This is a genomic window from Epilithonimonas bovis DSM 19482, from assembly GCF_900108115.1.
GTDB classification, from domain to species: Bacteria; Bacteroidota; Bacteroidia; order Flavobacteriales; family Weeksellaceae; genus Epilithonimonas; species Epilithonimonas bovis.
This window is the reverse complement of the sequence record NZ_FTPU01000014.1, coordinates 1-13,228: the sequence shown is the minus strand read 5'-3', so window position 1 is coordinate 13,228 and position 13,228 is coordinate 1. Positions and strand designations below refer to the sequence as shown.

The 13,228-nt window shown below is 39.1% G+C and carries 11 protein-coding genes and 1 pseudogene; 5 read left to right on the top strand and 7 right to left on the bottom strand.

The window, feature by feature from the left end; genetic code table 11:
- Positions 1-78: 78 nt before the first annotated feature.
- Both B0B05_RS07655 and B0B05_RS07650 read left to right on the top strand, forming a co-directional pair.
- Positions 79-1,035: a GLPGLI family protein gene (locus B0B05_RS07655; RefSeq protein WP_076783076.1), complete on the top strand. Its 957-nt coding sequence runs from the start codon at positions 79-81 to the stop codon at positions 1,033-1,035.
- Positions 1,036-1,039: 4 nt separating this feature from the next.
- Positions 1,040-1,864 carry a GLPGLI family protein gene (locus tag B0B05_RS07650; RefSeq protein ID WP_076783075.1) on the top strand — a complete coding sequence of 275 codons (825 nt, stop codon included), beginning with the start codon at positions 1,040-1,042 and terminating at the stop codon, positions 1,862-1,864.
- Between the two features lie 31 nt (positions 1,865-1,895).
- Here B0B05_RS07650 and B0B05_RS07645 read toward each other — a convergent pair whose 3' ends face one another.
- The 5 genes from B0B05_RS07645 to B0B05_RS07620 all read right to left on the bottom strand — a co-directional run bounded on the left by B0B05_RS07645 (position 1,896) and on the right by B0B05_RS07620 (position 7,975).
- Positions 1,896-3,839 carry a hypothetical protein gene (locus B0B05_RS07645; RefSeq protein ID WP_076783074.1) on the bottom strand — a complete coding sequence of 648 codons (1,944 nt, stop codon included), beginning with the start codon at positions 3,837-3,839 and terminating at the stop codon, positions 1,896-1,898.
- Positions 3,840-3,843: 4 nt separating this feature from the next.
- Positions 3,844-4,395: an LptE family protein gene (locus tag B0B05_RS07640; protein WP_084173905.1), complete on the bottom strand. Its 552-nt coding sequence runs from the start codon at positions 4,393-4,395 to the stop codon at positions 3,844-3,846.
- A complete protein-coding gene (locus B0B05_RS07635) occupies positions 4,395-5,669 on the bottom strand; it encodes a sigma-54 interaction domain-containing protein (protein ID WP_076783073.1) in 1,275 nt (424 codons plus the stop codon). The genes B0B05_RS07640 and B0B05_RS07635 overlap by 1 nt, the downstream gene beginning before the upstream one ends.
- Before the next feature lie 391 nt (positions 5,670-6,060).
- Positions 6,061-7,497 carry a tRNA (N6-isopentenyl adenosine(37)-C2)-methylthiotransferase MiaB gene (gene miaB / locus B0B05_RS07625; protein WP_076783071.1) on the bottom strand — a complete coding sequence of 479 codons (1,437 nt, stop codon included), beginning with the start codon at positions 7,495-7,497 and terminating at the stop codon, positions 6,061-6,063.
- A 157-nt stretch (positions 7,498-7,654) separates the two neighbouring features.
- On the bottom strand, positions 7,655-7,975 hold the full coding sequence (locus B0B05_RS07620) for a hypothetical protein (protein ID WP_076783070.1): 321 nt from the start codon (positions 7,973-7,975) through the stop codon (positions 7,655-7,657).
- Between the two features lie 181 nt (positions 7,976-8,156).
- Between B0B05_RS07620 and B0B05_RS07615 the strand changes: the two genes are divergently transcribed.
- The gene (locus B0B05_RS07615; RefSeq protein WP_076783069.1) at positions 8,157-8,576 is read left to right on the top strand and encodes an OsmC family protein; all 420 of its coding nucleotides are present in this window, start codon (positions 8,157-8,159) and stop codon (positions 8,574-8,576) included.
- A gap of 20 nt (positions 8,577-8,596) precedes the next feature.
- Complete coding sequence (locus B0B05_RS07610) at positions 8,597-9,247, top strand: hypothetical protein (RefSeq protein ID WP_076783068.1); 651 nt, start codon at positions 8,597-8,599, stop codon at positions 9,245-9,247.
- A gap of 52 nt (positions 9,248-9,299) precedes the next feature.
- Here the strand turns inward: B0B05_RS07610 and B0B05_RS07605 are convergent, their stop codons facing one another.
- On the bottom strand, positions 9,300-11,906 hold the full coding sequence (locus B0B05_RS07605; protein WP_076783067.1) for an MGH1-like glycoside hydrolase domain-containing protein: 2,607 nt from the start codon (positions 11,904-11,906) through the stop codon (positions 9,300-9,302).
- Between the two features lie 331 nt (positions 11,907-12,237).
- A pseudogene (locus tag B0B05_RS07600) lies at positions 12,238-12,841 on the bottom strand (SDR family oxidoreductase).
- Between the two features lie 201 nt (positions 12,842-13,042).
- On the opposite strand from B0B05_RS07600, the gene B0B05_RS07595 reads away from it, so the two are divergent.
- The coding region (locus B0B05_RS07595) for a transposase (RefSeq protein WP_143745972.1) at positions 13,043-13,228 on the top strand (186 nt) is incomplete at its 3' end.

The following is a 13,228-nucleotide window of genomic DNA, read 5'->3' as shown; positions in this document are numbered from 1 at the left end:
AATTAAAATAAACAAATATTAATTCTCCTAGGAGTAATAATTAACTTTGCTGTTATTTGTTAATCAAACCATCAGAATATGAATAAGATTATTGTCCTCATAATGTTTTTGGCTTTTGGGAAAGTATTTTGCCAGACCGATCGCTATATTTATCAAACCGAAGCTAATCCGGACACCATCAACCTGGTGGATATGAAGGTTGAGAAAACCTTTCTGGATGTCAGTAAGACGCAGACTTTGTTCATCAGCGAAAGCCGGCTTTTGAGAGATTCCCTGAGAAGTACACTGAAACTTCAGGAAAAACAGGAGATTAAAAAATCCAAAAAAGATAAGCCGGATTTTCCTAAACTGGCCGACGGAAAATCTATCCAACCAACATTTTTTGAATATTTTATTATAAAAGATCTGGCAGGTAATAGTGTAAACCTTGTAGAGAATGTAGGCCCCAAACAGGTTTATTATCAGGAAGACCGCAAGCTGAATTGGGAGATCACACCACAGACCTCGGAGTATAAAGGGTACAAGATACAGAAAGCAACCGTCAATTTTGGAGGCAGGAACTGGACGGCCTGGTTTTCGCCGGATATCAAATTATCAGACGGGCCATACAAGTTTTACGGATTACCCGGTTTGATCTTGAAACTGGAAGATGATAAAGGTGATTACAGATTCAGTTTTTTAAAAAAAGTGGTTGTCACTAATGCTTATCAGGAACAGATTATGCCTGATGCAAGGAAGTCCAGCAGGATTAACTTTGCGGGAGATAAGGCTTCTGTAAGAATGGAGTTGTCAAAAAATAAGGATTCACAAATTAATTTGGATCAGTTTAATCCAGGTGGCGGGCGTGGTATGCATCAGCGGAATGGTGCTATGAACGGCGGTTTTAACGGCCCACCCGGAGGCAATGGCGGAATGCCAAATGGCGAAATGGGCGGTGCACCCAATATGGGCGGGATGCCGGCCGCTACATCCGGGCAGAACACCGGTTTTACCAATTTTGGAAATACAAACCCTATAGAACTAACTAATAAATAATCATATGAAGATTGTGAAAATACTGAGCCTTTTGGCTATGCCGATGCTGATGGCACAGCAGAGTACACGCTTTGTTTATCAAGTCACAACAACGCCTGATTCTACTAATACAGACAGCAGGAAATCTGAATTGGCTTATCTGGATACCAATGGCAAGCAGTCTTATTTCTATGCAGAAAATACACTTAAAAGAGATTCTGTAATGGAACGGATGCGTGCAACAAAAAGTTTTGACCGCTCACAGATGGAAAATCTGAGAAGCAATCTGCAGTTCTCTATTGAAAAAGATCTTGGTAAGCAAAGCCTGCTTTATAAATCCAGAATTGGCAGAGATCAGTATTCTTATAATGAAACACCAGCTTTCCCTTGGAAAATCTTACCGGAGACTGTTAAGATAGGCGAGTATAATACGCAAAAAGCAGAGGTAGTATATGGCGGAAGGACATGGTATGCATGGTTTACACAAGAGATTCCTTTGCAGGACGGGCCTTACAAGTTTTCCGGCCTGCCGGGACTGATTGTGAAAGTGCAGGATGCTAAAGGAGATTATTCTTTTGACCTGAGGCAAACTAAAAAAATTGCGAGTGTACAACAGCCACAAACCAGAGGCCAGTACATCAATATCAGTAAAAGTAAGTACGCTGACCTGGAGAAGAAATTTCAGAAAGATCCTGTCAGCTTTTCTAATTCCCAAAGGGGCGGTGGTTCTGGTCCTGGCGGTAGCAGAGGCCCCGGCGGGCCTTCCTTTGATCCAAAACAAATGCAGAATATGCAAAAAAGAATGGAGAATGAGATCAAGAGCCGAAATAACCCAATTGAACTGAAATAAATAACTCCGGGATAATTCCCGGAGTTTTTGTTTATGGTTTTCTGTTTTCTTTAACTTCTTCTATCTTATCTTCGAAATAAGCCTTCTTCTCCGGATGTTTTTTAGAAAGGATTTCATAAGCTTTAATAGCTTTTGTATAGAGTTTTTGCTCGGTGTATAATCTGGCAAGCGTCTCGGTCATCAGGTGCGAGATGTCGTCTTTTCTCTCTTTTATAACGTATGCGTTTTCGTCTTTCAGCTGGGAAATTTTCGGGTTGTTTTCGATAAAATTATCAATAATTTTTTCTTTTTTTGTTACCTTTTGTTCAGGCTGGTCATTACGTTCGATCTTTAGCCAGTTTTGCCAGGTATTGATAAAACGGCCAACGTTGCTGTCATCATTCTGCTTTGGTTTCTCCACAGAAGAAGTAACCGGTATTTCTTTATGATCTTCTATTTTAGCAACATCATCCCCAAAAAATGAAACATTGATAACGGGAAGCTCTTCTTCTTTAGGTTCCTGAGGGGTTTCCACAGTGCTTTCTTCTACTACGAAATTCTCTTCGAGACCATTCTTTTGTTCGTTATCTTGGACCATTGGCTCTTCAATCAGGTCAATTTTGAATTTTTCGCTGACAGCCGGTTCTTCTTCCACGGCCGGCTCTTTTTCTGGCTTGCCAATTAAAGCATCCGGTGTATTACCCGAGAACTGCATCGGTTTCCAGCCGTTGTCTTCCGGCTCCGGGATGTCTGCTATAACGATTTTGTCATCCGAATTATGTTCTATCTTGCTTGGTTCTACCTCTGCATTAGCAAAGTCAAAAGCCTGCGTTTCTGCAAAACTTACTGCATTGGCATCTTGTATTTCCAGATCTTCTTGTAAGGTTGGGCCTTCATAATGATGACCGGTTTTATGCTGATCTTCTTTAGTTAATTGGGTCTCATATTTTGGGGGATTGAGGTAATCAAGATGATTTTTTGGGACAGAAAATTTCACATCCGGCATAAAATCCTGAGCACCACCGAAGCTGATATCATCGTTCTCATCTTTAACAGTGCTTTCAACAGGTTCATTGCTCTGAAGTCCATTGTTATTTTCAAACAAGACTTCTTCCGGCCTGTTTTCTGCCGGGACGATTGGCGTAACAACAGTTTCATTTTCCTGTTTCAGAGTCAGTTCGCCAGATTCTGCCGTAGCTTCCAGATCCAGTTCAGGCGTTTGCTCTGCCATAAAGTTTTCTTCACCTTCATACAATAATCTGTTTTTTTCGCCCTCCACAACTATAAATTCTGATCCTTCCTGATCCTCTGATTCAATAATTTTATTAATGTCGAACTTGTTGAGTGATGGTGTTTCTGCCTGTTCTATTTCTGCAATAAGCTCGGGATTGGCAGGTTCGGATAGTTCTTCTTCTGCCGGTCTTTCAATAACTTTTTTAGAAACAACAGTTTGGGGAATTGGGAAGCCTGTTTTCCCACTTTGTGTTTTTGTGTTATTTATCTGATATACAATGTTGTTAGCCGATGTAAATGTGATGGAAGGTGAAATGTTATAGGATGGCTTACTCACTTTTTCAGCTTCTATATTTTCATTAGAATCCGTTATGTTTACCGGCTTTTCTTCAGGCTTTTCTTCAATTTCTTCCTGTGGCAACTCTTCCGGAGTAATCTGTTCTTCCTGAGTTTTGCTAATCTCTTTAGTTGGCTGAATATTAGCGTCTTCCAAGGCTAGTTGCTCATTAGGCAACTGCTCTTTTTTGTTTATCTTTTCAGAATTGATGAATTGATAAAGTATCTTTTTATCGGTGGTGTATGCCGCAGTGCGGGAAAGGTTTTCTTTGTATTTTTCTGGCTGATAAAGATTGATCCCATAGAGGTAAAGTGCTCTGATGCTTTGTGCATAGGGTGTTTTTTCTGATTCGGATGCCAGGATATCCAGATCAGATTCTGTAATGATTTTTGGATTTTTTATTAATTCTAAAACTCTCGTATTCATGTCTTTACCAATTGGCTACAATGTCATTAAAGATTTTATTAATGATTCTCTCATTTACAATTTTCACCTGTGAGGTTTCTATGGTATTAAGGTCAAGATCGCTGCTAAAAACGGCCTCGTCGCTGTAAGTTCTGTCAAAATTCAGCGTGGGGTCTTTTGCGTTTTCGTAATGCACTTTTACAGTAATAGTCAGTTTGTTTTGTTGTGCCTGCACGGTATTGCCTGTAGTACTGGTCGTAGCGTTACCAATACTGGTAGGTGTAATGTTATAATCTGTAATCTCTCCTTCTATAAGCAGATCCGGGTTTTCTACAGCACCTTTCAGTGTTGTTCGCTGCAAAAAACGGTTTTGTACGGCCACCGTAAAATCCTGGCTAAGGCTCGGGAGATTGTTGGGAGCATTGTTGGGGAACGTGTTGATCTTTACCGTTTTCATGTCCTCCCGCAAAGAAGAACCTGTGAAGGAATAACAACTGCTAAGGACCATGAGCCAAGATAATAGAAAAAATATTTTAATTCCCGGGCTTGTGGCTGGTGGCTTGTGACTTCTGACCATTATTCTTCTAGGTTATACTGTTTTATTTTTCTGTAAAGCGTTCTCTGAGAAATACCCAGTTCATCCGCTGCTCTGTTTCTTCTGCCTTTGTGTTTTTCTAATGCTTTGATAATCAAATCTTTTTCATTATTCTGCAAAGACAGGGATTCTGGCTTGGCCTCCTCTACTTCTACATCTTCGACATCGTTAAAATGATGGTCGTCATTATCCGAAATGATGGTTGGATGACGGGTTTCGTTTTCAAAATACAACAGAGAATTAGGGTTTTGACTGTGCGTTTCTGGTGTGTAGATCCTGTTAATCAGATTTTTCTCCTGATTGCTAAGGTCGCCGTTACCTCTGTTTTTTATAAGCTCCGAAGTTAATGATTTTAAATCATTGATATCACTGCGCATATCAAACAGGATTTTATACATAATTTCCCTCTCCGAACCAAAATCGGAACCGCTGCTTCCCGTGGTGCCTTTTTGAACAACAGCAGGCAGGTTGGCATTCATCGGGATATATTCTGCCAGTTTTATAGCATTAATCTCGCGGTGTTGCTCTACCACAGTCATCTGCTCTACGAGATTCCTCAGTTGCCGCACATTGCCCGGGAACGAGTAGCTCTCCAGATAAGACACGGCATCCGGTGTCAGGGTAAGCTCCTGCATCCTGTATTTCTCGGCAAAATCGACAGCAAATTTTCTGAATAAAAGATGGATATCACCTTTCCTTTCTCTCAAAGGCGGCATATCGATCTGAACGGTGTTCAGGCGGTAATACAAATCTTCGCGAAAACGGCCGTCCGTAATCGCTTTCATCATATTAACGTTAGTTGCCGCTACGATTCTCACATTGGTTTTCTGAACCTGAGAAGACCCGACTTTCATAAATTCGCCACTTTCCAGAACCCGGAGAAGTCGAACCTGTGTCTGGAGCGGGAGTTCTCCCACCTCATCAAGGAAAATAGTCCCACCGTCGGCCACTTCAAAATAACCTTTCCTTGTAGAAGTTGCACCGGTAAATGCACCTTTCTCATGACCAAACAGTTCAGAGTCTATCGTACCTTCCGGTATTGCGCCACAGTTGACGACGATATAGGGTTGATGTTTTCTTTTGGATTCTGCATGAATGATTTTTGGGATAAATTCTTTCCCAACGCCGGATTCCCCGATTACGAGGACCGAAATATCTGTTGGAGCAACCTGAATTGCCTTTTCTAGTGCGCGGTTGAGTGCCGGATAATTCCCGATAATCCCAAACCTTGTTTTTATAGATTGTAAGTCTGCCATTTTAGAAGATTTTTTAAGTTTTAAATTTTTTATTTCAGTTTAAAACAATTGTATCTAAATGGTCTTTGTTCCTAACTTTGGAGGTTTTCTTGTGGATTTTAAAAATTTGCTCAGAGTTACTGCTTTCAGCCTTTTTAGATATTTCTCCAGTAAAATCAATTTGTTGGTTGGTGCAGAGAAAAGCAAAATGCTTCTGAAGATTTTGATTGTATTTTGAAATAAAGTGTCCAAAATCTTTTAAAAGCTGTTTGGCCTGTTCATTTGATATTTTTTCAATCTTGTTTTCCGAACATACATAAGTTGTGTTTTGAGTGCAGAAAGCCTTAGCTGACTGGCAATTGCCAATCAGGCTCATCATAATGATTATGTATGAAAAACTTTTCATCGAGACTTAAGCCACTGTTTCCCCCAAAAGCGTTCCCTGCGTATTGCCGTGAACAAAAACGGAAACTATGTCACCAATTTTTTGCCCTTCCAGCATATCAAACACACAAACAGCATTCTGAGAATTCCTACCTTTCCACTGGTTTTTATTCTTTTTGGAAACCCCTTCTATTAAAATGTCATGAACCCGGCCTACATAAGAAGCCATTCTTTTTCTAGAGAGTTCGCCTTGCAGGGCAATCACTTCCGCCAGACGCCTTTGCTTCACATCTGCTGGGATATCATCAGCCATCTTTTTGTGAGCTGGCGTCCCCGGCCTTTCCGAATAGGCAAACATATAGCCATAATCATACTCTACTTCCCGCATCAGCGATAGAGTATCCTGATGGTCTTCTTCGGTTTCTGTACAAAACCCAATAATCATATCCTGTGAAAAAGAAATATCTGGAACAATTTCCTTCGCTTTTCTGATCAAATCCAAATATTCTGCTCTGGTATGCTGACGGTTCATCAGTCCAAGAATCCTGTCGCTGCCGCTCTGGACGGGTAAATGAACATACTTGCAGATATTATCGTGCTTAGCCATCACTTCGAACACGTTGATATTCATATCCTGCGGGTTGGATGTAGAAAAACGGATTCTCATTTCCGGAACAGCATTCGCTACCAGACTGAGCAATTGTGCGAAATCAACAGCGGTTGCTTTTTGCATTTCGGTAGCTTTGGCAAAGTCTTTTTTGGGACCGCCGCCATACCAAAGATATGAGTCTACATTTTGCCCCAGAAGTGTAATTTCTTTATAACCGTTGTTCCAAAGATCCTGACATTCTTCGATAATCGAGTGCGGATCCCGGCTTCTCTCACGGCCTCTGGTAAAAGGCACCACACAAAAAGTACACATGTTATCACAGCCTCTGGTAATGGTCACAAAGGCAGTAACGCCGTTCCCTCCCAAACGGACCGGATTAATATCTGCATACGTCTCTTCTTTTGAAAGGATGACGTTGATGGCATCTCTTCCGTCTTCAGTTTCTTTTAAAAGATTCGGAAGATCACGGTAAGCATCGGGCCCTACAACCAGGTCTACGAGGTGTTCTTCTTCCAGAAACTTGGTTTTTAGGCGCTCTGCCATACAGCCAAGTACACCAACTGTAAGATTAGGATTTTCTTTTTTCTGATTTTTGAATTGTGACAAACGCATTCTTACCGTTTGTTCTGCTTTTTCACGGATAGAACACGTGTTGATGAGGATTAGGTCTGCCTCTTTTACGTCCAGAGTCGTGTTGTATCCCTGTTCGTTAAGAATAGATGCAACAATCTCAGAATCAGAGAAATTCATTTGGCACCCATAGCTTTCCAAAAACAGTTTTTTGCTGTTTTCCGGTTTTTCTGCGATGGCAAAAGCTTCGCCCTGTTTGGTTTCGTCTATATATTTTTCCTGCACTTTTATAAACTTAAGTCTCGAAAAATTCTCCGAGTTGATTTAGTTTACAAAGATACAAAATATTGTGACAGAATGGCAGGGCTAATTGTTTTGCGAAAATTTTGATCGATGACAATGAGTGTGATGATCCATGAGAAAAGGGCGGGTTTCTTCATCTTTAATCACCATGATCAGCATGATCTGTTGTAAAGTTGGTAAAATTGATATTGGAACTTATTGGTTTTCCGTCAATTGTTGCCGGTTTCCATTTCTTCATGGCAAAAGTCATATCCTGAACAAATTCTTCATCATTTTTAACTTTTGGGTAGATAACCAGCTCGCTCATTTTTCCTTTTTCATCAATGGTGATAATGAAGGAAAATGGCCCGTTTACAGCGTAGGCTGTTACATCCACATAACCGTAAACCATCGTCATGAATTCTTTTCGGAATGCTTCCATACCGCCGGGGAATTCTGCTTTTGTAACAACATCAGGCATGCCCAAATCTGAATCTTGTGTATAAAAAAAGTACTAATTACTAATAAATAAAGTAAGAACAAGAAAGAAATATCTCATGTTTTTTATTTAAAATTTTTGCCAAATTAATTATAATAATGAATAGGTTTGCCAAATTTTGTTTTTGTAATTTTGAGGTTAATTTAACGAGATCAATAAAAAAATGAAAATTACACTTAACAGGATCAATGATGATTTTTTGTTTGAATGTTCTAACGAACAGGGCAATTCAATACTATTGGATAATACAACTTTGCCGGGAGCCAAAGGCGTGTCGCCCATGCAGTCTGTGCTGATGGCGGTTGCCGGATGCAGCGGGATAGATGTCGTTTCTATCCTGAAAAAACAACGCCAGAATATCACCGATTTCAAAGCTGAAGTGGAAGGCGAAAGAGTTCAGGTGGATGAAGCAAAACCTTTCAAATCCATCAAAGTAAAGTTTTTCCTAGAAGGCGAAATCGACCCGAAAAAAGCAAAAAAAGCATCGGAATTATCTTTCGAAAAATATTGTTCTGTTTCTAAAACATTGGAGCCAAATGTTGAGATTTCTTATGAAGTCAGCGTGAATGGAGTAGTAGTTTAAAAATCCGTAAAAACTAAAAAATGAAAATTAAATTAGGAATTATTTTTCCAATTTTTCTTTTAATATTTTTCCAAAGTTGTATTGTAGTTCCTCAAAGAGATTATCAAGGATTTAGTAAGTCTTTGGTTTTTAAGGATAACAAAAAATGGATGATTAATAAAGCCCTTACGGATTTAAATTCTACTGATGCAATAAAATTTAATCAGAACAATTTTGACTTGTTTAATAAGTTAAGTAATGGAAATGCCAAAACGATTATGGATGCGCAAAAAGAGAACTTGATTCCAAACAAAATCGCTTATCATCCAAGTTTAGACGAACTGGAGACTTTGAAAAACTCTACAGATTTTGATTATTTGGTTAATAGTTATACCAAAAATGTGAGGGATGAAATTGCCAATATTGAAACAGAATTGCCATTTCAATACAGTAAAAATGAAGCATTTGTTATTATTGAAGTCTATGATTTGAAATCTTTGAAAAAAATATACTATCAAAAAGTCTCGTCTTCCCAGACTTTAGAAGGAAGAAAATATCCGTCTGAACAAACTCTTCAAGAACAAATCAATAGAAAAAGTTCAGGACCAAATTTTAGCTATTCAGCAAATCAACTGATTTTTGTTAATCAGAAAAAACTTTTAAAAGATATTTCGAAGAATGCTATAAAATAGAAGTAATTCATTCTAATAAAAAACCTTATCAAAATCTGATAAGGTTTTTAGTTTATCGGCTAGAAAGTCTCGGCTGGATCAACTTCGCCACCGTAGAAGTCCATCCTGTTTGATGTGAAGCGCCAACGCCTCGACCATTGTCACCGTGGAAATATTCGAAGAACATAATGTAATCTTTGAAATGTGGGTCTTGATTGAATTTCTCAACGCCACCGTTGAATGCTCTGTTTCCATTTTCATCCTTCAGGAAAATCTTACAAAGTCTGTTGCTGATATCCTTTGAAACTTCATCCAGATTTTTGTATTCTCCGCTTCCTTTTGGATATTCTATTTTTAAAGAATCTCCGAAAAAGAAATCAAAACGCTGTAAACTTTCAACAATCAGAAAATTAATCGGAAACCAAATCGGTCCGCGCCAGTTGCTGTTGCCACCAAACATTCGGCTGTCGCTTTCTGCAGGCGTGTAATAAACCACGTGTTCCTGCCCGTGAACAGTGAATCGGAAAGGATTTTCCTCATAGACTTTAGACATCGCGCGGATTCCGTAATCGCTGAGGAATTCAGATTCGTCAACCAATCTTGTTAAAACTTGGGTCAATCTTGTTTTTCTGAGGATACTCAAAAGGTGTTTATTGCCTTCGCCTTCAACATACCATTGGGAAACGAGTTTGGTCAGGTCTTGCTTATTTTTCAGAACCCATTCCATTCTTTTTTTGAACTCCGGAAGTTTTTCCAAAAGACTGTGTTCCACAACTTCTACTGCAAACATCGGAATCAATCCCACGATGCTCCGAAGTTTCAAATTCACACTGTCTCCATTGGAAAGCTGAAGCAAATCGTAGAAAAAACCATCTTCTTCGTTCCAAAGTCCTTGCTTGCCTTCCCCAATGTTTTCCATTGCTTCGGCGATATAAAGATAATGCTCGAAAAATTTAATCGCCATATCTTCATAAACAGGATTGTACGTTGCCAATTCCATAGCGATACGCATCATATTCAGTGCGTACATTGCCATCCAGCTTGTTCCGTCGGCTTGTTCAAGATGTTCCCCTTCATTGAATTCCATATTGCGGTCAAAGGCGCCAATATTGTCGAGTCCTAAGAATCCGCCTCCGAAAATATTTTTTCCATTGTAGTCTTTCCGGTTGACCCACCATGTGAAATTGAGCAACAGCTTCTGGAAAACACGTTCCAAAAATGCAAGATCAGGTTTGCCGTTGTTTTTTTCATCAATTTTAAAAACCCGGAAGGTTGCCCAGGCATGAACAGGCGGGTTAACGTCATCAAAATTCCATTCGTAAGCCGGAAGCTGACCGTTTGGATGCATATACCATTCTTTTGTCAATGTAATCAATTGATTTTTAGCAAATTCCGAATCAATTACAGAAAAACTCACACAGTGGAACGCCAAATCCCAAGTCGCATACCAAGGATATTCCCACTTGTCTGGCATCGATATAATGTCCTTATTATGAAGATGTTCCCAATTGCTGTTTCTTACAAAGCCTTTTCTTTGGATCGGGAAATTCGGGTCGCCTTTCAGCCATTTTCCAACGTTGTAATGATAAAATTGTTTGTTCCAAAGCAATCCAGCAAAAGCCTGTCTTTGAACATTTTTTTCATCCTCATTCTCAATGTCTTGCTGGATGTTTCCGTAGAAATCATCAGCTTCTTGTTTCCTTCTTGCAACAATTTCATCAAAATCCCAAAACGCATCCTCCATAATATGTGGCGATAATCGGAACTCAAAAACTTTATTGCTATTCGCTTCTATAATCTCTTCACAATGAACAGATGCTTTTGTCCCAGTCTTAGAAGGATTAATAGTATCAAGACCTTTCGTAATGTATTGATTGATTCCGTCTTTGAAAAAACCTTCAGTCTTCGGAAGATTAAATAACCTCGAACGGTTGGTTTCATTCTCACAAAACAACGCATCCACATTTCTGTTTCGGGAATAAAGTTTTTTTATACTAAGACTATTATGATGAATATCAATTTCGCCCCGCTTAGAAAATCCTAGTTTTCCTTTGTAATCATTGTAACCCCATATCCAGTTATTTCTGTACCACACTGTTGGTAAAACTACGATTGGCGCAGCTTTGTTGCTTCTGTTATGAACATCGATTCTGATTAAAAAATCGTCTTCGCCAGCTTTTGCATATTCAATAAAAATATCAAAATATTCATCATTGTCGAAGATTCCTGTGTCAATAAGTTCATATTCTGGGTCTTTGTTGGATCGTTGCGCATTCGTATTGATGAGGTCATCGTACGGAAATGCATTGATTGGGTATTTGTAAACCATCTTCATATAGCTATGAGAAGGTGTATTGTCCAGATAGTAAAAAATCTCCTTGATATCTTCACCGTGATTTCCCTGATAATTACTCAGTCCAAAAAAACGCTCCTTGACTCGGCAGTCATTTTTATTCCAGAAAGAAAGTGCAAAACACATCTGTTGCTTCTCATCCGAGATTCCCGCGATGCCTTCTTCTGCCCACCGGTAAGTCCAGGCTTCCGCCATATCGTGACCAGTAAATCCCCACGCATCACCGTTGGTACTGTAATCTTCGCGTACATTTCCCCATTGGCGGTGGCTCACGTAAGGTCCCCACTTTTTCCAATCCGGATTTTTTAATTTTTCTTCTTCATTCATTTTTCTAATTATTTTCGAGAATAATTATTCTTTTTATTAGGAGCAACACGGTTGTACCTTTGCTAGAACATCCCAACCCGCTGTCCACTATATCTTTCTTGTCATTGCGAACAAAGTGAAGCAATCTGTAGAACTTATCAACAATCGCAATAACAAAAAAGGATGCCGTTCCCATCGGGGCTATGCTGAGGTTTTGTTATTCTTTCAACTAATAAATAATGATTGGTCAATGATAATTGATACTTCTTAGAACCTGAGTTCAATTTTACCCAATAGTTTTTTCTGATCCAAAATATCAATCATTTATCATTTATCACTCATCATCTATAATTTACCCGTTATCCGAGAAACTCTCCAGGCTGGTCATTCCACCATCCACATAGATACTCGCACCTGTAATATAATCCGAATAATCACTCGCCAAAAATACGGCTAAATTTCCAATGTCTTCCGGTTGCCCGATTCTATCATACGGGATTAGCGTCATCAGCGCATCCAGAGATTTTTGACTATCCCAAGCGGATTTGTTGATTGGCGTTTGGATTGCGCCCGGACAAATATTATTCACACGGATTTTTTGTTTCCCATATTCCTGAGCCCATTCCTCGCTTCAGGAATTCCTTAATCGCTTCTCTTGAACAAAGAAATTGTCCGGTCAGATTCACATCAATAACCTTTTGCCATTGAGCAAGGGTCATTTCTACAAATGGTGCATCTTGTTGTAAACCTGCGTTATTAATAAGAATATCTACAGTTCCGTATTTATCAATAGTCGTTTGGAACATTGCCAAAACTTGGTCTTCCTTACTCACATCACATTGGATGATAAAGCCTTCCCCTCCGTTTTCTTCAATGGTTTTAAGCGTTTCTTCCGCTTCCGGACGAGAATGTTCGGATGAATGATTCACGATAACAATTGCACCGGATTTTGCCAAACTGATAGCAATTCCTTTTCCTATTCCACTGCTAGAGCCGGTAACAATGGCAACTTGTTTATTTAGAGCCTGTTTAAAAATTAAATTAGAAAAATTCGTATGGCGTTTATTTTATAAAATAATCTTATAAAAAAACTGATTGTCAGTTGTTTATGTTGTTTATTTTCCGTAACTTGTTGGTTACTAATCAATTAAATTACAGTGAAAAATTACTCGACAAACATTTCTGACAATCAGTGGCAATTTATAAAAAAAACTTTGAACCTCAATGACAGAAAGCGAAAATATGATTTAAGAACCATTTGGAACGCCATAATGTATTTGGTGAAAACCGGTTGCCAATGGAGGATGTTGCCTGGTGATTTTCCGAAATGGGAATTGGTCTAT